The following is a 19,456-nucleotide window of genomic DNA, read 5'->3' on the forward strand; positions in this document are numbered from 1 at the left end:
GGGCGGCCGCCTCAGGACGGCAGGGCAGCGTCGGCGGAGCCGGGCTCCTCGTCCTGCGTCATCGGCAGGCACACCACGAAACGCGTGTCGCCCGGGCGGGAGTCCACCCGGATGTCGCCGTGGTGCTTGTTCACCACGATGCGGTACGAGATGTCCAGGCCGAGGCCCGTGCCCTCGCCGACGCCCTTCGTAGTGAAGAACGGCTCGAAGATCCGCGGCCTGATCTCCGGCGCGATGCCCGTCCCGGTGTCGCCGATCTCCACCAGCAGCCTGCGGCCGTCCTCACCCCAGGTCCTGACGGTCAGCGTGCCGCCCGTGCCCATCGCGTCCACCGCGTTGACGATGAGGTTCGTCCACACCTGGTTCAGCTCGGCGCCGTACGCCGGGATCTCGGGCAGCGTCCTGTCGTACTCCTTCACGATGCCGATCCCCTGCGGGATCTTCGCGCGCAGCATGGTGAGCGTGGCATCCAGCAGCTGGTGCACGTCCACGGTCTGCTGGGGCGCGCGGTCCAGCTGCGAGTACTGCTTCGCGGCCCCCACCAGGTCGGAGACCCGGGTGACCGCGTCGTCGATCTCGCCCATCAGCAGCTCGGTGTCGATCGCGTACGCGAGCCAGCGCACCGCCGAGTCGAGGTGGTCATCGCCCACCGTGTCCGCGACGGTCGCGAGCCACGGCACCCCGACACCGCCGGCGACGAGCGTCGGGGCGATGTCCCACGCGCCCGCGACGCCACGCCCGTCCAGCCAGTCCGACAGCTCGTCCTCGGCGTCCGACGCCCGCATCGCCGACAGCGCGGGCGCGGACGCGGCCTGCTTCACCGCGGCGTCCTGCAACTCGACGAGCTGGTGCAGGCGCGACCCGTCCAGCCGGCCATCCGCGATCATGGCCAGCTTGTGGCGCATGGCAGCGACCCGGTCGCGCAGCGCCTCCGTCGCCCGCACGGCGGCCGCCGCCGGGTTGTTCAGCTCGTGCGTGAGCCCCGCTGAGAGCGAGCCGAGCGCCAGCAGCCGCTCCCGCTCGCTGAGCATGAGGTAGGTCGCCTGAGTCCCGAAGAACAGGCCGTCCAGGAGGTGGAGGGCCATGGGGAACCAGGTGGAGACGGCGGTGGCGAAGTCCTCGGCCGGCAGTACGAAGAACTCGGAGTCCGAGATCGCCCGCATCGTGTTCGGGTACACCTGCTCGACCCGGTCGCCGAGGTACGCCTGGGTCGCTCCGGCATAGGCGCCACGCAGGTCCGTCCTCTTCACCTCGACCTCGTTGCCGTGCACGGACGGCGCGAGCGCGATCGAGCCGCTCAGCAGTACGAAGAAGCAGGTGGCGGGTTCTCCCTCGCGGTACACGTCGCTGCCCGCGCCGCGGGTCTCCACCCGTCCGCGCTCCGCCAGCCATCGCAGCTGGCCGTCGTCCAGCTTCTCGAAGAGGAAGAGGCCGCGCAGCTCCTCAGGCGACGACGGGCGGTCCGATGCGGTCATTGCGCCTCCAGATAGCGGTGTGCCAGCGAGACGGCCATCGCGCCCTCGCCGACGGCCGACGCCACACGTTTGACGGACTCCGACCGCACGTCTCCGGCGGCGAAGACACCCGGCACGCTCGACTCCAGGTGGTAGGGATCGCGCGGCAGCGGCCAGCCCGCCACGCGCTGCCCGCCCGACACCAGGTCCGGCCCGGTGACCACGAAACCGTTCGGGTCCCTGGCCACCACGCCGTCCAGCCACGCCGTGCGGGGCGCGGCGCCGATGAACACGAACAGCCACGACGCGTCGACCGTCTCCGTCGCGCCGGTACGCACGTCACGCAGGGTGAGCTGCTGGAGGTGGTCGCCGCCCTTGCCGTCCACCACCTCGGTGCAGGGATGGACCTCGATCGTGTCGATGGCCGAGATCTGGTCGATCAGGTAGCGCGACATCGACCTCGTCAGGTCGGGGGAGCGCACCAGCATGTGCACGCGCCGCGCGTACCGGGAGAAGTACACGGCGGCCTGCCCCGCCGAGTTCGCGCCGCCGACCACGAACACTTCCTCGCCGGAGCAGTTCTGCGCCTCCGTGACGGCCGAGCCGTAGTAGACGCCCGCGCCGGCGAACTCGTTCAGGGCGGGCGCGGGCAGCCGCCGGTACGAGACCCCGGTGGCGAGCACCACCGTGTGCGCCCCGATCGAGGCGCCCTCGCCGAGACGCACCACGCGCGCGGAACCCGCCGCCTCCAGCGAGACGACCTCCCGGGCGCTGAGGATCTCCGCGCCGAACTTCAGGGCCTGGCGGCGCGCCCGGTCGGTCAGCTGGGAACCGGAGACCCCGTCCGGGAAGCCCAGGTAGTTCTCGATGCGGCTCGACTGGCCCGCCTGGCCGCCGGTCGCCTCGCGCTCCACCAGGACGGTGCGCAGCCCCTCGGACGCTCCGTAGACGGCGGCGCCGAGCCCCGCCGGGCCGCCGCCGACCACCACCAGGTCGTAGAAGTCGGACGCGGGCGTCGTGGACAGGCCGACACGCGCCGCGAGTTCGCCCTCCGCGGGCGACACGAGGGAACTGCCGTCCGCGAGCACGACGAGCGGCAGCGCCGAGGCCGCGTCGGCACCGGCCGCGGCGAGCAGCCGCGCCCCCTCGGGCTCGTCCACGGGCAGCCACTGGTACGGCACGAGGTTGCGCGCGAGGAAGTCGCGCACCGCGAACGAAGGCCGCGACCAGCGGTGCCCCACCACGCGTGTCATGGCGGCGGCCGGGTCGGGCGTCGCCAGCCACGCGTCGAGAAGCGTGTCGATGACCGGGTACAGGTGCTGCTCGGGCGGGTTCCACGGCTTGAGCAGGTAGTGGTCGAGGTCGACGACGTTGATCGCGTTGATCGCGGCATCGGTGTCCGCGTAGGCCGTCAGCAGGACGCGGCGCGCCAGCGGGAACAGGTCCATCGCCTGTTCGAGGAACTCGATGCCGTTCATCCGGGGCATCCGGTAGTCGGCCAGCATCACGGCCAGCTGCTCGCCGCGCAGCTTGATCTCGCGCAGGGCGTCCAGGGCCTCCGCGCCCGAACCTGCGCGCACCACCCGGTACCGGTCGCCGTACCGGCGCCGGATGTCCCGGGCCACGGCCCGTGAGACCGTCGGGTCGTCGTCCACGGTCAGGATCGTCGGATTCGTCATGGAACCATCATCCGGGCTGCTCCCGATGATCGTCGAACGCATTCATCGTCGTCGAACGGGCTTCGCGACCACCCAGTCTAGTGACGGTGCACGCGCGGGCGCTCGACGTCGAAGGCGAGCGCGGTGCGCTCGGGCGCCGGCGCGGGGTGGTAGCGCCCCGCACCGAGACCGGCCACCGGGCCGCACGGCCGGGTCCCCGTGGTCGTGCGACGCGCCACCGACAGGGTTGGCCGGCTCCAGCAGGCCGTGGTTGACGGGCCCGCCCGGACACGCTGATGTACGCACGGCGACCCTCTGGCCGGCCGGCGCGAAATCGGCCTCGAACACACGCTCGCGGGCCCGCCGGGACGGGACCGCTGCGACGGGAGCAACGACGCGACCCACGTGCGACCACAGGGCGCGCGCAGAGCGCTAGCCTGGCCGCATGCACCTCGTGCTGACCTCGGACACCCATCTGCCGCAGCGGGCCAAGTCGCTGCCGGACGAGCTTCTCGACGCGATCTCCCGTGCGGACGCCGTGCTCCACGCCGGCGACTGGGTCGACGAGGCGACACTCGACCTCTTCGAGGCGCGCTCACGGCGGTTCACCGGGGTGTACGGCAACAACGACGGGCCTGAGCTGCGGGCGCGCCTGCCCGAGGTGGCGTACGCGGACCTCGGCGGGGTGCGGTTCGGCGTCGTCCACGAGTCCGGACCGGCGCAGGGCCGCGAACAGCGGTGCGCCGCCCGCTTCCCCGACGTCGACGTCCTCCTCTTCGGGCACAGCCACATCCCCTGGGACACGACGCCCCCTGGCGGCCCGCGCCTGCTGAACCCCGGCTCGCCCACGGACCGCAGGCGCCAGCCGTACTGCACGTACGCCACCGCCGAGGCAGCCCAGGGCCGGCTGACGGACATCAGGTTCCACCGGCTCCCGCGCCGGTGAGCGGACCGCCCGCTGCGACGCCCCTGCACGCGCCCAGCCCCGGGCTCACCGGGCGGCGTGTGCGGCGAGCTCCGCCTCGATGAGGTCGGCGGCACTGACGGCGCCGCCCTCCAGCGCCATGCCGGCGCTGATCTCGCCCAGCCTGCGGGCGACTTCGCGATCCGAGGCCAGCGAGAGCACCGCCTCCCGCAGCGCACCCGGCGTCGCGTCGGCCGTGTCGAGGCGACGCGCGACCCCGAGACCCACCAGCGTGTCGGCGTTGCCGAACTGGTCGACCGCCTGCGGCACGGCCAGCATCGGCGTGGCCGTGGCGAGGCCCTCCTGGCTGCCGCCCGCGCCCGCGTGTGTGATGAACGCGTCCGCCTGCCGCAGCACCGACAACTGCGGCACCCACTGCCGCACCTCGACGTTGCCCGGCACGCCGCCCAGGTCGCCCTCGGTCACGTACCGCCCGATTTGCAGGACCACGTGCCACCCCGGCAGGTCGCCGAACGCCTCGACGCAGGCGCGGTAGAAGGCCGGCTGCTTCGTGAACGTCGAGCCGAGCGAGACGAGCAGCACCCGCTCCGCCCCCTCTGGGCGCCGCCACTCGCCCTGCTCGTGACGCTCGCCCTGGCACGATCCGACGAACGTGTAGACGGACTCGTCCACCCGGTCGGCGTTCGGCTGCAGCACCTTCGGGATCAGGACGAGACACCGGTCCGGTCTGCCCATGAAGTCCTCGACTCTCATCACCATGCCGTTCTCGGCGATCCACTTGGCGAATGTGGCGAAGAACGCCGCTCCGCGCTCCGTGCGCCGCAGCGGCTCGAACAGCGGTGCGCCGACCTCCTCCTCGTAGCCGCGCCACGCCACCATGCTCGGCGAGAGCTGCACGATCGGCACGCCCCACCGGTGCGCGAGGACCCTCGCCGGGTAGGACGTGAAGTCGTACAGGACGAGATCGGGCCGGTCGTCCGCGAAGGCGGCGGCGAGTTGCGGCAGGGCCTGGATCGCGTCCGTGAGGAACGGCTCGACGGCGTCGATCAGTTCAGAGCCCCACGCGTCGGGGTCGTCGTCGGTCGGCAGGACCGACGTGTAGGGGACGGGCCGCGCGCCCGATGCCGCGACCACGTCCACGAAGGAGGGCGGGATCGCGTAGCTGACCCGGTGGCCCCGCGCGACGAGTTCCCTGACGACGCCCAGGTTCGGGTGCACGTGCCCGGCGGCCGCGACGGAGAACATGGCGATATGGGCGCGTTCGGCAGGGGTCATGCGCCCGAGCCTAGGCATGCGGCCCCGTGCGCGCGGGGCAATTCCGCTCCGGCGCCGCGCGCGCCGGAGCGGAATCGAACGGTCCCCTCGACTTCCCCTCGGATCCGGCCGGCCGGCGACCGGCGGCGGTCACCGGCCGCCCGCCCGAGGCCGGGTCAGGCGGCCGTGCTCGCGGGCGCGTTCGACGTCAGGCCGGGAGGCGCCGCGGCGAGCGCGGAGCGGATCGCGTCGATCAGGGCGAGTGCCGACTCCTCGGTGAGCTCGACCGCGACCCGGGACGACGGCCCCTGCGACGGGTTGAGGAAGTCGATGTTGACCGTGTGCTCGTAGGGCGCGTGCTGCGGGTGGTCGACGTAGACCATCGCCTCGGTCAGCGCGAAGTAGCCCTGCGCGCCCTTGCCGCTGCCATCGAGCGCGAACTTCTCGGTGAGATAGGTGCACATCAGAGGTGCTCCCCGAAGAAGCTGAAGATCTTCTGCCAGCCGTCCATCGCGGCCTGCGGCCGGTAGCTCGGGCGGTCCACGGCGAAGAAGGCGTGACCCGCGTCGTCGTAGCGGTGGAACTCGTACGCCTTGCCGCGCGCCTTGAGCTCCTCCTCCAACTCGTCCACGTGCGGCGGCGACGGGTACTGGTCGTCGTTGCCGAACAGGCCGAGCAGCGGGCTGCTCAGGTCCCGTACCCGGTCCTTCAGCGGCGACACCTGGAGCGGGAAGCCCTCGGGCGGTGTCCCGGTGACGAACGCGCCGTAGCAGTCGACGCCCGCCTGGAGGTCGAGGCTCGCGAGCGCGAGGAAGGACTGGCGGCCCCCCGAGCAGTAACCGATCGTGCCCACCTTGCCGTTGGACGACGGCAGGCCGCGCAGGTACGCCGCCGCGCCGGCGACGTCGCCGACGAGCCGCTCGTCCGGCACACCGCCGGCGGCGCGTGCCGCGGCCGCCGCGTCGTCGGGTGCCGCGCCGGGGGCCTCCCGGCTGTAGAGGTTGGGGCAGACGGCCGCATAGCCCTCGGCCGCGAAACGCCGGACGATCTCCTTGGTGGGAGCGTCATAACCGGGCATGTGGTGGATCACCACGACACCGCCGAACGGTCCGGCGGCCATCGGGCGCGCGGAGTACGCCTCGATCCTGTCCCCGCCGTGGCCGCTGACGGTGACGGTCTCTGCCAGCACTGCGTCGTACATCGAAGTCCCTTCAGTGCGGATTGCTGGCACGTACACTAAGCCTCTTCCCCGCCGCCCCCGGCACCGCCCCGCTACTACCGGAGCCAGTGACTCCGCAGGGCTGCCGCGGCCGCTCCCCGGGGCGTTGCCCCGCGTTCCCCGAACGGCACCCGAACGGGCCGCACCTGTGGTGTGATGCGCGTAGACAAACGATGAACATGACATTTGTTCGAGACGGAAAGGGCATCTCCATGCGGAAGTTGCACCAGGTCGCCGCCGCGGTCGGGGCGGGCGTACTGAGCGCGGGCATCCTCTACGGCACCGGCGTCGCGGGCGCGGACACCGGACCGCACGGCCACCCCGGAAGCGAGCCCGAGAACATAGGGCTCCTCGTCGGCCAGATCGACGACTACTACGGGGCGCACCAGGCGGCCGACGGCACCTGGGAGGCGTCCCCGGACAGCCCGTACGCCCACGACCTCGCCCGCATCGAGGCGGGCGCGAAGCGGGACATCGCACGCGCCACGGCCGGCCACGGCCACGGGCGCGACCAGGGCGGGCACGGCGGGCACGCGTCGCACAAGAAGCCCGCGATCGTCCTGGACGTGGACGACACGGCACTGCTCAGCTTCACCTACGAGCGCGCCACCCACTACGTGTACGACGACGCCACCTGGAACGCCTTCGTCTCCAAGGCCGACCGCCCGGCCGTCTACGGCATGCCGGGCCTCGTCTCCTACGCCAAGGACCACGGCGTCGCGGTCTTCTTCGTGACGGGCCTCGCCGAGGACCTGCGCGAGCCCGCCGTGCTCAACCTCAAGGCGACCGGGTACGACACCCCGCTCGACCGTGCCCACCTGTTCACCAAGGACAAGGCGAACCCGCCCGCCTACCTGGGCGACTGCGCCACCGCGGCCGCATGGAACTGCACCACCGTGCAGTTCAAGTCCGCCACCCGCGAGCACATCGAAGCGGACGGCTACGACATCATTGGCAACTTCGGGGACCAGCAGTCCGACCTGACGGGTGGCCACGCCGACCACGCGTACAAACTGCCCAACCCCACCTACTTCGTGCAGTGAGAGGGTGACCGCGGGGGCAACGGACGCGCGCGGGCGGGGTGTCATGCGGCTCCCCGCCCGCGAGGACCCCCTCGCCGACCACCGACCGATTCGCGGGAGCCCCCTACTACGCCGACGTGATCGCCGGTGCGGCCTGCCGGTTCATGATGATCCTGGTGCCGCGCCTCCGACCGGCCCGCTGACGCGGGGCGCGAAACCGGTCACACTCACCGCGGCGGCGGCGTACGCCGCACGCGCGGCGAGGGCTCACGCCCCTACCCGTGCAGCGCCGCTTCGCCCGCGACGTGCTCACGGATCTGCTCGGCCGTGAGGTAGGAGCCGGTGTACTCGAAGTCGCGCAGCGTGGCGCGCTTTTGCGCCTGGAAGCCGGTGCGCACGAAGTCGTCGCCCGCGACGGCGTTGAGCATCCAGTTCGTCATGACACGCGACTTGGCGACGTTGGTGCGCAGCGCCGACCAGTGGTAGCCGCGTGCCACCGCCTGGGCCGGCATGCCGCGCAGTGGGATGCCGAGCGGCTTGGAGACGGCGTCCCTTCCGCCGAGGTCCACGACGAGCCCGAGGTCCTTGTGCTCGTACGGGCGCAGCGGTTGGCGCCGCAACGTCGCGATGAGGTTGTCCGCCATCCGCTTGCCCTGCCGCATCGCGTGCTGGGCGGTCGGCGGGCAGATGGCGCCGTCGCCCACCGCCAGGTCGGGAACGGCGGCCGCGTCGCCGACCGCGAACACGCCGTCGAGCCCCGGGACCGCCAACTCGGGAGACACCAGCAGCCGGCCCTTGACCGTCTCGGAGTCGAGCGTCGCCACCAACGGGCTCGCCGCGACACCGGCCGTCCAGATGAGCGTCCTGCACGGCAGCACGCGCCCGTCGGTGAACGTCACCTCCTCCGGCGCCGCCTTGGCGATCGAGACGCCGAGCGACACCTCGATGCCGCGGCCGCGCAGGATCTCGAGCGCGTCGCGCCCGAGCTTGTCGCCGAGCTCTGGCATCAGCTTCGGCGCGATGTCGATCAGGTGCCACTTGATCAGCTTGGGGTCCAGCCTGGGGTAGCGTTCGGCGGAGTTGCACGTCAGCCGCTGCAGGCAGGCCGCGGTCTCGGTACCCGCGTAGCCGCCGCCGACGACCACGAACTGGAGCCGCGAGGCACGCTCCGCCTCGCTCTCGCTCGCGTCTGCCAGATCCAGCTGGGAGATGACGTGGTCACGGATGTACGCGGCCTCCGCCAGCGTCTTCATGCCACGCGCGTGCTCCTCCAGGCCGGGGATGTCGAAGGTGCGCGTGATGCTCCCCGGGGTGAGCACGAGGTAGTCGTAGGGCTCGTTGTGCGTCTCACCGGTGATCTTGCGCAGGACGCAGACCTTGGCCTTGTGATCCACGCCGATGGCGCCGCCGGGAAAGATCCGCGTGCGGTGCCGCTGGCTGCGGCGCAGCGAGACGGCCACCGACTGCGGGGTGAGCACCCCCGACGCCACCTGGGGGAGCAGGGGGAGGTACAGCTGATAGGAGAAGGGAGCCACGAGGCAGATGTCCGCCTCGCCGGGCTTGAGACTGCGTTCGAGCCGGCGTACACACTCGACACCGGCGAAGCCGGCGCCCACCACGAGGATCCTCGGTCGTGCCACGGTCTCGGTCCCTTCTCGGTGCTGCGCGGTCAACACTCGACTGCCCCCTGATACCGGTCCATCACCTCCATCTTGGCGACCCTTTTCGCGCGCCGCCACACCGTGGCCGTCGCGGCCGGAAGAAGAGCGCGGCGGTATCGGGCCGTCCCGGCCCACCGGTCAGGCCCGGGCGACGGACGTGAGGTGGGCGAAGACGACCACATTGGCGCTGTAGCCCGTCTTGCGGTCGAAGCGCCCGCCGCAGGTCAGCAGCCGGAGCTCGGGACGTCCCGTGTCTCCGTACACCTTCTTGCTGGGGAACGCCCCCCGGGCGAACGTGCGCACCGAGTCCACCGTGAACACGGCGGTCCTGTGGTCCTTCCGCGTGACCTTGACGGGGTCGCCCGGGCGCAGGGCGTTGAGGTTGAGGAAGATCGCCGGACCGGTCTTCGTGTCGCGGTGGCCCACGATCACCGCCGTTCCCTGCTGGCCCGGGCTGGGCCCCGCCGCGTACCAGCCGACCTCGTGCGGCTTGCTCATGGGCGGGGTGGAGAGCCGTCCGTGCGAGTCGAGCCCGAGCCGGATGACCGGAGCCTCCACCACCATCCGCGGCACGGCGAGCCTGACCGGCGGCGAGGCCGGCAGGGGCGCGTGGGAGGCGACCGGGGCGGGGTGCTCCCGCGGCCCGCCGCCGGCTCCGTCCGAGGAGCCGGCGGCGACCGTCGGGGCGTGGGAGGAGGCGTCGCCGCCGCACCCGCGCACCACGCCGAACAGCAGTGTCGCCGTCACGCTGAGGGTGATGGTGAGCCGGCAGCCGCGGCTTGGGCCACGGCGCCGGCGGCGGCGGCGCTGCGGTTGCGGCTGCCTGCGCGGTTGCGGTTGCGCGTAGGCGTACGGGCGCGGTCGGGGGCGGGGCCGGGGCGCGTTACGCGACACCATGGGCGCGACGGCGCGTCCGGCGCACGAAGATCAGCCCGGCGGTCGCGATGGCGCCCGTGACCAGCAGCGGGGCCGCGATGGACGAGCCGCCGCCGGTCCCGCCCGTGGTGGTGGGCGGCACGCCGCCACCGCCCGCGTGCACCGGCCCGAGCGGCTTGTGGTCGGCCGCCCCGCAGTCCACCTTGAAATTCTTGTGCTTGGGCACGCCGCCGGGGAACGTCCAGGTGAGCGTGTAGGTGCCGTTGGGCAGTGACAGGTTCTGCGTCGCGCCGGCACCCTTTTTGAGCTTCAGCCGGCCGGTCAGCGTCGGCTTGGTGGCGGCCTTGGGCAGGGGGGTGAGGCTGTAGGAGACGGCGGGCAGGGTCTGGAAGTTGGACGCGGCCAGGTTGAACGTGCAGACCTTGGGCGCGTCGCTCGTGTTGGCCGCGGGCACGCCCGCGGGGTGCACCTTGAGGACACCGCTGTCGCCGGGTGCCGCGACGGCTGCCGAGGCGCACAGGAAGGTCGTGCCGCCGAGAACCAGCGTGGCCAGGGCCACCGCGCCCGTGCGGGGCCGGCGCGGGCGGGGAGATGCCGAGAGGGTCATGCGAGGCTCCTTTAAGCCGTGTGATTGTCATACTTGTGGGCCGATGGCCACTTGATGTCACGGTCCGCAGGCGAAAGCCCCAAGAAACTCTGACGGAGCGTGATATCCCACCCGAACAGCCCACCCCGGGACCCACCGGCCTGGTCGGCCGGACCATCTGCCCGGTTGTGCGTCCGGACGAAGACGCGAAGACGGGGTCCGTGCCCCCTTGCCGACCCAGGTCGGGCCTTTTTGCTCCCCGGGACGCCGGGACTCACCGCACCGGTCACGCCGAGCGGCCCCGGACGACCACCCGGATGTCAGGCAGGGTGCGTCCGGCGGGCGTCCTGCGGCCGAATGCGGCCGTCGGCCGCAGGGGCCGTGTAGCGCAAGCGGTGCAACAGGCCTGTGTTCGTGAAGCCGATTCTCCGGTAGATCCCCTCAGCGCCGGGCTCGGCACCGAGCACAGCCGTGCGCAGGCCGTCGTCGTACGCGCGTGACAGTGCCGCGCGCACCGCCGCAGTCGCGAAGCCGCGTCCCCGGGCCCGCGGGTCGGTGGCCACGTTGTAAAGCCCCGCCACCCCCTCGTGTCGGAAGACCGACGCCACCGCTACCGGCGTCCCGTCTGCCCGGACGACCACATGGCCAAGCGGCGCGTCATCCGGGGAGGACGCCGAGAACAGGGACGCGAGGACACGGTGTCCGAAGTCGGATGTCACCGCCGTCCAGCCGTAGGCGGAGGCGTACACGCCCATGAAGTCGGCCAGTTCGGCGCGCGTGGTGACCGGCCTTACGTCAACGCGTCGCTCGGCCGGGGTCACGGCTGCCAACCGTGCCGTCATCATGCGTACCGGGGGGAGCGGTTCGAGGCCGAGCGCCTCCAGGCGTGCCGCCAAGCCGGACGGCTGCGCGTCCGGACCGACCCACCAGTCCTGCGCCCTGCTGTGCGGAGCCCGGCCGCAGATCGCCCGTACTCGTCCCGGAAGCCCGCGCACTGTGAAGGAATGCGCGAAGACCGTGTTGAGCGGCCGCGCGTCGGTGTCCGCGCTGATCGCCGTCCAGCCCGTCCCGACCTCGAGCCGCACCAGCGGCGAGGTGCCGTGGTGGGCCAGATAGGCGTAGGGGTTCGCCTCGACGCGCACGATCAGCGCACCGCCACCAGCACGCAGCTGTTGCCGACCTGCCAAACCGGCCCGACCTGGCGGAATCCGGCGTCGCGCAGCATCGCGGCGTGCCGGTTGAGCGTCAGACCGTTATTGCCCCCAGAGCCTCTCTCCGTGCGGCGTCGGCGCTCGGCGAACAGATCTGTCAGCTCCGGGTCCCGCTCGGCCGCCGCCCACCATGACTCCCAATCCTCGTACGAGAACGCGTGCTGACGCCCGGCACGCCGACGGCCCACATGCACGGCGATGTCGGCCGCTTCCTCGGGCAGCAGGTGATCGGCGTTGACCAGGACGCCACCCGGCCGCACCATCCCCGCGAGCTCCCCGTACACCCGCCGCAGCATGTCGCACGGCAAGTAGTGCATTGCCGTGGTCGACACGGCGGCGTCCAGCGGGCCGTCCAGGCCGAGCCGCGACGCCCAGCCCTCGGCGCCGATCACCGCCTCGACATAGCGGACCGCGGCTGCGGGGACGGACGCGCGGGCGTGTGCACGCCCCAGCTCAAGCAGGACGGGATCCATGTCGACGGCGACGATCCGGGCATGCGGCATCCGGCCCGAGAGGCGGACGGCAAGCGACCCCGGGCCACAGCCGAGGTCCACGACCAGGGGCCGGGCACTGTGTGCGGTCACGTGTTCGATCACGTCGGCGACGACTGTGAAGCGTTCTTCGCGGTCGAACGCGTAGCGCTGCTGTTGCTGCTCCCAGCGCTCCACCCATCGTGTCGCCGTGACAGTGCTCAGCCCCATGGTGCCCGGTCACCTCTCGTCTCGATCCGCCTTTCGGCGAGGTGACAGAAATCTACATCCGAAAATGGTTTTCATCTGAACCGCCGGTGCGATCGGGTGACGGCAGCAGTCCCGCGCAGACTGCCGGCCCCCCAGCAGCGCCTCTCGGCGCACCTCAGAGACGACCCAGTACGGCCAGAAGGCGATCGATCTCCTCGGGAGTGTTGTACACGTGCACACTGACCCGCACCGATGTCCGCGCCTCACCGGCGCGTGCCTGGCAGTGGCCGTCGGAACGCACCATGAATCCGTGGCTGTACAGGATGAACCCCAGGTCGGCCGAGTCGATCCCTTCATGGCGCAGGGTCACGACGGCCCGCCGATGCTGCGCGGACGCGTCCTTCGAGAGGCTGAGGGCGCATCCGAGCACCTCGTAGCGGCGCAGACGGCTCAGTCCCTCCGTGAGGCGCGCCGCCAGTCCCACCGTCCATTCCTCCACGCGCCCGACCCCGGCGGCGTCGAGCCAGTCGAGCGCCGATTCGAGGCTCGCGATGCCCGCGGTGTTCGGGGTGCCGGCCCAGCCGCCCGGCGCGAACGCGGGTCCGCGCGCGCCCCGCGACCACACCGCGCCCGTGCCGGGAAGCGCGAGTACCTTGTGGCCGGAGAACACCGCGAAGTCCACGTCGAGTTGCGCGAGATCGAGTGGCACGTGACCGACGCTCTGTGCCGCGTCCAGACAGATCACCGTGTCGGGGCCTGCGAGCTGCCGGATCCGGTGCACATTCATGTCGCCCCCGTACACGTGGTGCACGTGCGTCGCCGCGACGAACCGCGTCCGTGGCGTGAGGAGCCCGGCCAGGGCCTGCGTGTCGTAGTCGTGCGAACCGTCCTGGTAAGGCATCTCCCGCACCGTGACCGCCACTCCGCGCGCGGCCAGCAGGTTCACCGCATCCAGCCACGGCAGCGCGTTCGCCTGGTGGTCGCCGAACGGAACGACGATCTCGTCGCCGTCCGCCAGTACCCGCGGCAGCCAGTCCAGTGCCACCGCACGCAGACCCTCGGTCGTCCCGCTCGTGAAATGGACGCGGGAACGGTCGGGCCGTGGATCCCCGAGGAACGTCTTCACTCTCGTCCTGGCCCGTTCCACGAGCGCGGTCGTCGCGTTCGCCCAGGGATAGGTGCCGCGGCCGGCATTGGCGTTGGACGTGGTCAGATACGTCTCGACGGCGTCGAGCACGGCCCGCGGTTTCTGCGAGGTCGCCGCGCTGTCCAGGTATGCGAGTTCGGGATGGGAGGCGATGATCGGGAACTGTGCGCGCAACGGCTCCTGCCATGCGCGCAGATGGTCGGGAAAGTCCGGCAACGCCCCTCACTCCCCTACCAGTTCGCCGCCACCGTCCCGCCAGGCAACGATCCCGCCCGCAAGACTGCGTACATCGGGATGACCGAGCCGGGTAAGCAGCGCCGCGTACCGCGCCGACCGTTCGCCCACCGGACACGCCAGGAGCACCGGCCTGCTCCTGCTGAACGGCAATCCGCCTCTGACCAGTTCCTCGAACAGCTCGTCCACGATGTTGAGCGACCCGTCTATGTGGAGTGCCGCATACGCGAACGGGCTGCGCAGATCCACGACGAGGGGTGCCTCCTCCGCGATCCACCGACGAGCCCCCGCCACGTCCATCGAGAAGGCCTTCGCGACCTCCTCCTGTGACACCGATGCCACCGACTCGCCCCGCGACTCGGCCCCGAACAGTGCGGGCCGCCGCTTGCGCACATACCCCAGGTAACTCTCGATCCGATCGCACACGATGAAGACCGCCGACCTTCGCTCCCCGTCATCCGCCCTCAACCCATCCTCGTAGCGCCGTAGGTGGCGCACGGCACCGAAGTACGCGGCTCCGCCGGTCGGGCCCGAGAGCACGCCGCACCTGCGCACCAGCGTCAGCATCCCGTCGATTGCGTCGTCCGATGTCACCGGATCGATCTGCCGGTAGACCGCCGGGTCGAAGAGACCGACCTCCTTGACCTCGTCGATGTTGCGGATCCCCGGCACGAAGTCCGATTTGTGCGCGACGAGACCCACCACCTCCACCTCGGGATTGTGCGCGCGCAGCACCCGCGCCACCCCGCTGGAGGAACCGGCCGTGCCGACACAGGCGACGAAGAAGTCCGGTGCCCGCCCGCCCAGGTCCCGCACGATTTCCGGGCCCGTGCCCGCGGCGTGCGCGTCCGCGTTGCGCGCGTTGAAGTACTGGTCGGTGTGGAGGTATGCGCCGCCTGATTCGGCCAGCGCTTGGTGGAAGCGTGTGAGCGGGTCCTCGGTGTCGGCCGGATCGAGGCACTCCGTGCGTCCCGGCAGCTCTTCGATCTCCGCACCGAGCAGCAGCAGCAGGTCCTTGATCTCCGGCACCTTCATGCGGTTCGTGACGCTCTTGAACCCGAGCCCGTGCATTCCCGCGATCAACGCCAGCGCCTTCGCCGTGTTCCCGCTCGACAGCTCCACCACCTGACTGCCGCGCTCCACGGCATCGGGCAGACCGGGGCTGACCATGTTCCAGGCAGCGCGGTCCTTCACCGAACCGAACGGGTTGAACAGTTCCAGCTTCGCGTACAGATCGATGGATCTCAGACCGTGCACGGCCGGGTCGATGCGCAGCAGAGGCGTGTCCCCGATGATCTCCGTCACGTTGTCGTACCTCATGCGTTCGCTTCCTCCTGCCGGGATGCCCCGGCCTGGTGTGTCTCCTCGTCCGATGGGAGGGGCCAGTAGTCGGCGTCGATACGCCAGCGCGGGCCCGCCTCGGTGGCGCCCGGCAGGACGGCCACTTTCCGTGCCCTGGGGCGTTGTTCCGCCTCGTGCGCGCCGAAGTCCATGCAGTAGCCGGCGGTGTTGGCGAAGCACAGCAGGTCACCCTGCGCGGGCAGCCGCGGCAGGAAGACCAGCCGCTTCGTGATCAGATCGGACTCCAGACAGAGGTTGCCGAAGAGGTACACACCCACGGGCCCGTCCCCGCCTGCACCGGGGTCCGCCGAATGGCCGCCCGCGAAGGGCACTGGGCCACCGGAGGGCCCCGAGGCCCGGGGCACCAGCAGCGGATCGATCAGGATGCCGTGGTCCTCCAGCGGACAGTCGCCGGCGTTCATGTCCAGCCGTACCTGCCAGGCGCCGCTGTGTTCGTGAACGCCCCCCGGGTCCTCGTCGTCCCGCCGTACCTCCAGTACGCGGGCGAGGGTGATCCCACACTGGTCGGCCAGCGCGCGCCCGGGCTCCGCGTAGACGTCGTACAGGTGCTCCTGGAGCAAGGTGGCAAGCGGTCGGCCGAGCGACGGCGCCCGCGTGCGGAGCAGCTCGTCCAGGTATGCGGGGCCGGCTACTGCCCGGTGGGCCGGATACAGGCCGAGCCCGCCGGCGAGAGTGCCGCCCTCGTTACGCAGTCCGTATCCGTGGTTCTGCCACGTCAGCGGCGGCCTCTGCGCGAGGACCGCACGCGTCAGCTCGGTGGTGTAGGCCTCCCATTGCGCCGCCTCCGCGAGGTAGCTGACACCGAAGCCGCCTCCTGTGTCCACGACGCGCGGCCCCAGGCCGCGGGCACGGCACATGTCCATGACCTTGACGCAGCCCTCGAGCGCGAGCGCTTTCTCCTGGAGGTCGGTGGTGTCCAGGTGGTACCCGACCCCAAGCAGCTCGACCGCATCCGGGTAGCGCTCGACAGCGTCGAGTAACTGAGGCACTCCGGCCACTGGCGTACCGAACCGGCTGCGGCGCGTGAGTCTGCGCACGCCCGCGGACGGAAAGCCGGACAGCCGCAGCAGCACCCGCACACGCGGGGTCCCGTCGGTGCGCGCGAGGCGGACCAGCGCCTCCAGCTCCTCGCGGCTGTCGACGTGGAACGTGACACCGACGCGGGCCGCGAGCCAGCAGAAGGCGGGGTCCTTCGGGCCGGTGGCCACGATACGGTCCGCAGTGAACCCCGAAGCCAGCGCGTGTTGCAGCTCTTGCAGGGAGGAGACGTCGACGGACGCGCCGGTTGCCGCCAGGCGCCGCAGGAGCGCACTCGACGCGGACGCCTTGTGCGCGAAAAGCGTGGTGCCCTTCAGACGGTGGTGGCGGAAGACCTCGTCGAAACGAGCGGCGTTCTCGGCGATCTGCTCGGGTATCACGACGTTCAGTGGGGTGCCGAGGCCGTCGGCAAGCGCGTGCAGGAATGCGGTGGATCCCGTCAGCGACGCGGACCGCGGAGCGAGTCTCGGGTGCAGGTACAGCGGAGCCCCCACAACTTTTTGACCTCCTCGCAGTGGCCGGTGACCACTCGTGATCGGTTGCGTAGCCGTTGCAGGTTTTCCATCCCGTCCCGCTTACATGCAATGAAAACCGTAATCATTTGTTAATGGGATACCTGAGGCGAGGAAGCTGGCATCATCGAGGGCATGGTGGAACGTGTGGTCGCCGCGTGCGACGGGGCATCGAAGGGCAATCCGGGACCGGCGGCCTGGGGCTGGGTCGTGGGTGACACGGCCGGCGCGCCGGAGCGCTGGGAGGCGGGACCGCTCGGTACCGCGACGAACAACGTCGCGGAGCTGACCGCCCTCGAGCAGCTGCTCGGCTCCACGGACCCCGCCGTGGCGCTCGAGGTCCGTATGGACTCCCAGTACGCGATGAAGGCCGTCACCGAGTGGCTGCCCGGCTGGAAGCGCAAGGGCTGGAAGACGTCCGCCGGCAAGCCCGTCGCCAACCAGGAGCTGGTCATGCGCATCGACGCGCTGCTCGCGGGCCGCACAGTCGAGTTCCGGTACGTGCCCGCGCACCAGGTCGGCGGCGACCCCCTGAACGACTTCGCCGACCGCGCGGCCAGTATGGTCGCGCGGACGCAGGAGGTGGCCGGCAGCGCGTACGGCTCCGCGGCCCCGCCGCCGAGCGCCACCGGCGAGGGGTCGTCGGCCGCGGCCCGCGCGAAGCGCACACAGGGGGGTGGCGCCGCCCCGGGCAGGCGTGGCGGCGGCTCCCGCACGCTGAAGGCCAAGTTTCCCGGCCGGTGCCGCTGCGGCCGCTCCTACGCGGCCGGCGAGGACATCGCCAGGAACGACGACGGCTGGGGCCACCCGGCCTGCAGGACCGCCGCGGTCTGAGGCGCCTGGCCGGTCGTTATTTCAGCGCGGCGGCGGCGAGGCGCAGCTCGCGGAACGCCTGGTCCAGCTGTTCGCCGAGGGGGACCGACGGGTCCTCCATCCAGCGGTGGGTGGCCATGGCGAGCGTGTCCATGCCGACCTGGGCATGCAGTGGTGCGCTCCTGGCGTCGACGCCGCGGGCTCGCAGGGCATCGGTCAGAGCACTGACCAGGAGCGCACGCTTGGCCAGCGAACGTTCCTCAAGGGCCGGGGTCTCGGCGATCAGGCGGGCGCCGCGCTCGGTGAAGGGCCGGTTGCGCTCGAACAGCGGCACCGACTCGTGGAAGGCCGCACGCAGGGCGGGCAGCGGCTTCACGGCGTGCGGGACGGCCGCGACCGCCCGGACGAGCACGTCGCACAGTTCGCCCTCGCCGCCGAAGAACATCTCGCGCTTGTCGGTGAAGTGGCGGTAGAACGTGCGCTCGGTGACACCCGCGCGTGCGGCGATCGCCTCGACCGGGGTCTGGTCGAAGCCGCGCTCGGTGAACAGTTCGAGGGCGGCCTCCAGGAGCCGCTGACGTGCCGCCTCTCCGCTTCTTGGCATGCACCGAACGGTAGCACTTCGTGTCAGGGACTGACGTATACCGCGTCAATACGTGACATTGTGTAGCGTCAGCGAGTGACGCATTCGCGGGTGCGCGCACGGCGTGACCCGCCCGGCGTTCGGCCGGGCGGGTCACGCCGTGCGGTGCGTGGTGTGCGGTGGATGGCACCAGGCCGTCAGGGGGCCTTGTTGTAGACCGCCACGTAGTCGACGTTCATCTGGCCGCCGGAGACCGTGGCCGCGTTCGGCCCGCCCCCGAACGCGTTCGGGAAGCCACCTCCCATCGCCAGGTCGTAGATGATGAAGAACGGGTGGTCGACGGCCTTGGCCCAGGTGTCCGCGTCGACCTGGGACGAGTTGACGGTGAAGTAGTTCTGGCCGTCGAGGTACCACCGGATCTGCTCGGGCGACGTCGACCTGTCGATCTGCACGGCGTACGTGTGGTAGCCGGACTGGCAGCCGGCGCAGGCGTGCTCGCCGCTGCCGATGCCGGTGGACTCGTTGCACGGTCCGCCCGGGTTGACGCCGCAGTGCAGGGTGCCGAAGACCGAACTGCGGCCGTTGATGTCCTCCAGGATGTCGACCTCGCCCGAGGTGGGCCAGGTCGTACCCGTACGCAGCGGCTGGCCCAGCATCCAGAACGCCGGCCAGTAGCCCGCGCCGTTGGACGTCGAGACGTCCGGCTGCTGGATCGAGGACTGCATCATCACGACGCCTCCGGGAGGCGCCCCGAACGAGTCGTCCTGGGTCTCGACCCGGCCGGACGTCCAGCCGGACGCCGGATCACTGCCCGAGTGCAGGGCCTTGAGCACCAGGTGGCCGTTGCCGTCGAGGAACACGTTGGAGGTCGAGTCGGTCATCGTCTCGATCTCGCCCGTACCGAAACTGCTGCCCGGGCCGGTGTCGTACTTCCAGGTGCCCGTGTTCAGTCCACTGCCCGACGCACCGTTGAAATCGTCGCTCCACGTCGTGGTGAAGCCGGCGGGCGGGGCCGGGACGGCGGACGGCGCCGCCGCGCTGCCTGCGTCGGCCCGGGTCGCCGCCGCGCCCCGCTGCGCCGTCGCCGTCAGCCCTGCGATGCTGAGCGCGCCGACGGACAGCCCGACGAGTGCGAGACGGATCCTGGACCGCCGTGACCTGCGGTCGATCGATGGCCTTGGGGTCTCTCCAGGGGCCATGGAGCATCTCCTGTTCCGTGTG

At 71.3% G+C, this 19,456-nt stretch carries 18 protein-coding genes; 3 read left to right on the plus strand and 15 right to left on the minus strand.

Annotated elements, in window-relative coordinates; genetic code table 11:
• Window positions 1-11: 11 nt before the first annotated feature.
• The gene (locus tag IH48_RS0117550; RefSeq protein ID WP_030904771.1) at window positions 12-1,475 is read right to left on the minus strand and encodes an ATP-binding protein; all 1,464 of its coding nucleotides are present in this window, start codon (window positions 1,473-1,475) and stop codon (window positions 12-14) included.
• On the minus strand, window positions 1,472-3,133 hold the full coding sequence (locus IH48_RS0117555; protein WP_030904772.1) for an FAD-dependent oxidoreductase: 1,662 nt from the start codon (window positions 3,131-3,133) through the stop codon (window positions 1,472-1,474). The genes IH48_RS0117550 and IH48_RS0117555 overlap by 4 nt, the downstream gene beginning before the upstream one ends.
• Before the next feature lie 424 nt (window positions 3,134-3,557).
• On the opposite strand from IH48_RS0117555, the gene IH48_RS0117565 reads away from it, so the two are divergent.
• Window positions 3,558-4,058, plus strand: a complete 501-nt coding sequence (locus tag IH48_RS0117565; protein WP_030904774.1) for a metallophosphoesterase family protein — start codon at window positions 3,558-3,560, stop codon at window positions 4,056-4,058.
• Between the two features lie 45 nt (window positions 4,059-4,103).
• On the opposite strand, the gene mgt is transcribed toward IH48_RS0117565, so the two are convergent.
• From mgt to IH48_RS0117580, 3 genes are all read right to left on the minus strand, one after another.
• A complete protein-coding gene (mgt, locus tag IH48_RS0117570; RefSeq protein ID WP_420705496.1) occupies window positions 4,104-5,330 on the minus strand; it encodes a macrolide-inactivating glycosyltransferase in 1,227 nt (408 codons plus the stop codon).
• Window positions 5,331-5,467: 137 nt separating this feature from the next.
• Window positions 5,468-5,755, minus strand: a complete 288-nt coding sequence (locus tag IH48_RS0117575) for a DUF6295 family protein (RefSeq protein WP_030904778.1) — start codon at window positions 5,753-5,755, stop codon at window positions 5,468-5,470.
• Entirely contained in the window at window positions 5,755-6,492 is a 738-nt protein-coding gene (locus tag IH48_RS0117580) for a dienelactone hydrolase family protein (protein ID WP_030904780.1), read from the minus strand. The genes IH48_RS0117575 and IH48_RS0117580 overlap by 1 nt, the downstream gene beginning before the upstream one ends.
• A gap of 230 nt (window positions 6,493-6,722) precedes the next feature.
• Here IH48_RS0117580 and IH48_RS0117585 point away from each other — a divergent pair, with 230 nt between their 5' ends.
• A complete protein-coding gene (locus IH48_RS0117585) occupies window positions 6,723-7,553 on the plus strand; it encodes an HAD family acid phosphatase (protein WP_030904782.1) in 831 nt (276 codons plus the stop codon).
• Between the two features lie 254 nt (window positions 7,554-7,807).
• Here the strand turns inward: IH48_RS0117585 and IH48_RS0117590 are convergent, their stop codons facing one another.
• The 8 genes from IH48_RS0117590 to IH48_RS0117625 form a co-directional block, all read right to left on the minus strand.
• Window positions 7,808-9,172, minus strand: a complete 1,365-nt coding sequence (locus tag IH48_RS0117590; RefSeq protein WP_030904794.1) for an NAD(P)/FAD-dependent oxidoreductase — start codon at window positions 9,170-9,172, stop codon at window positions 7,808-7,810.
• Window positions 9,173-9,331: 159 nt separating this feature from the next.
• The gene (locus IH48_RS0117595; protein WP_420705497.1) at window positions 9,332-9,940 is read right to left on the minus strand and encodes a class F sortase; all 609 of its coding nucleotides are present in this window, start codon (window positions 9,938-9,940) and stop codon (window positions 9,332-9,334) included.
• 136 nt (window positions 9,941-10,076) lie between these two features.
• Window positions 10,077-10,676 (minus strand): hypothetical protein, encoded by a 600-nt coding sequence (locus IH48_RS0117600; protein ID WP_030904806.1) that lies wholly within the window; start codon window positions 10,674-10,676, stop codon window positions 10,077-10,079.
• A gap of 299 nt (window positions 10,677-10,975) precedes the next feature.
• Window positions 10,976-11,842 carry a GNAT family N-acetyltransferase gene (locus IH48_RS34430; protein ID WP_158710315.1) on the minus strand — a complete coding sequence of 289 codons (867 nt, stop codon included), beginning with the start codon at window positions 11,840-11,842 and terminating at the stop codon, window positions 10,976-10,978.
• Window positions 11,800-12,567: a class I SAM-dependent methyltransferase gene (locus tag IH48_RS0117610; protein ID WP_030904811.1), complete on the minus strand. Its 768-nt coding sequence runs from the start codon at window positions 12,565-12,567 to the stop codon at window positions 11,800-11,802. The genes IH48_RS34430 and IH48_RS0117610 overlap by 43 nt, the downstream gene beginning before the upstream one ends.
• Before the next feature lie 154 nt (window positions 12,568-12,721).
• The gene (locus IH48_RS0117615; RefSeq protein WP_030904813.1) at window positions 12,722-13,909 is read right to left on the minus strand and encodes an aminotransferase class V-fold PLP-dependent enzyme; all 1,188 of its coding nucleotides are present in this window, start codon (window positions 13,907-13,909) and stop codon (window positions 12,722-12,724) included.
• Window positions 13,910-13,915: 6 nt separating this feature from the next.
• On the minus strand, window positions 13,916-15,247 hold the full coding sequence (locus IH48_RS0117620; RefSeq protein WP_030904816.1) for a pyridoxal-phosphate dependent enzyme: 1,332 nt from the start codon (window positions 15,245-15,247) through the stop codon (window positions 13,916-13,918).
• Entirely contained in the window at window positions 15,244-16,821 is a 1,578-nt protein-coding gene (locus tag IH48_RS0117625) for an alanine racemase (protein ID WP_051839972.1), read from the minus strand. Before IH48_RS0117625 ends, IH48_RS0117620 begins: the two co-directional genes overlap by 4 nt.
• A 141-nt stretch (window positions 16,822-16,962) precedes the next feature.
• Here IH48_RS0117625 and IH48_RS0117630 point away from each other — a divergent pair, with 141 nt between their 5' ends.
• Complete coding sequence (locus tag IH48_RS0117630) at window positions 16,963-17,673, plus strand: ribonuclease H family protein (RefSeq protein WP_030904826.1); 711 nt, start codon at window positions 16,963-16,965, stop codon at window positions 17,671-17,673.
• Window positions 17,674-17,689: 16 nt separating this feature from the next.
• Here IH48_RS0117630 and IH48_RS0117635 read toward each other — a convergent pair whose 3' ends face one another.
• Complete coding sequence (locus tag IH48_RS0117635; RefSeq protein WP_030904829.1) at window positions 17,690-18,256, minus strand: TetR/AcrR family transcriptional regulator; 567 nt, start codon at window positions 18,254-18,256, stop codon at window positions 17,690-17,692.
• A 176-nt stretch (window positions 18,257-18,432) separates the two neighbouring features.
• Entirely contained in the window at window positions 18,433-19,434 is a 1,002-nt protein-coding gene (locus tag IH48_RS0117640; RefSeq protein ID WP_078849814.1) for a glycoside hydrolase family 16 protein, read from the minus strand.
• Between the last annotated feature and the right edge of the window lie 22 nt (window positions 19,435-19,456).

This window comes from Streptomyces sp. NRRL F-5126, from assembly GCF_000721265.1.
Lineage (GTDB): Bacteria > Actinomycetota > Actinomycetes > Streptomycetales > Streptomycetaceae > Streptomyces.

What these genes read in the sequence shown, in the direction of transcription:
- IH48_RS0117550 (WP_030904771.1), bottom strand. Translation starts at nt 1,475, where the DNA reads ATGACCGCATCGGACCGCCCGTCGTCGCCTGAGGAGCTGCGCGGCCTC.
- IH48_RS0117555 (WP_030904772.1), bottom strand. Translation starts at nt 3,133, where the DNA reads ATGACGAATCCGACGATCCTGACCGTGGACGACGACCCGACGGTCTCA.
- IH48_RS0117565 (WP_030904774.1), top strand. Translation starts at nt 3,558, where the DNA reads ATGCACCTCGTGCTGACCTCGGACACCCATCTGCCGCAGCGGGCCAAG.
- mgt (WP_420705496.1), bottom strand. Translation starts at nt 5,330, where the DNA reads ATGCCTAGGCTCGGGCGCATGACCCCTGCCGAACGCGCCCATATCGCC.
- IH48_RS0117575 (WP_030904778.1), bottom strand. Translation starts at nt 5,755, where the DNA reads ATGTGCACCTATCTCACCGAGAAGTTCGCGCTCGATGGCAGCGGCAAG.
- IH48_RS0117580 (WP_030904780.1), bottom strand. Translation starts at nt 6,492, where the DNA reads ATGTACGACGCAGTGCTGGCAGAGACCGTCACCGTCAGCGGCCACGGC.
- IH48_RS0117585 (WP_030904782.1), top strand. Translation starts at nt 6,723, where the DNA reads ATGCGGAAGTTGCACCAGGTCGCCGCCGCGGTCGGGGCGGGCGTACTG.
- IH48_RS0117600 (WP_030904806.1), bottom strand. Translation starts at nt 10,676, where the DNA reads ATGACCCTCTCGGCATCTCCCCGCCCGCGCCGGCCCCGCACGGGCGCG.
- IH48_RS0117610 (WP_030904811.1), bottom strand. Translation starts at nt 12,567, where the DNA reads ATGGGGCTGAGCACTGTCACGGCGACACGATGGGTGGAGCGCTGGGAG.
- IH48_RS0117620 (WP_030904816.1), bottom strand. Translation starts at nt 15,247, where the DNA reads ATGAGGTACGACAACGTGACGGAGATCATCGGGGACACGCCTCTGCTG.
- IH48_RS0117635 (WP_030904829.1), bottom strand. Translation starts at nt 18,256, where the DNA reads ATGCCAAGAAGCGGAGAGGCGGCACGTCAGCGGCTCCTGGAGGCCGCC.
- IH48_RS0117640 (WP_078849814.1), bottom strand. Translation starts at nt 19,434, where the DNA reads ATGGCCCCTGGAGAGACCCCAAGGCCATCGATCGACCGCAGGTCACGG.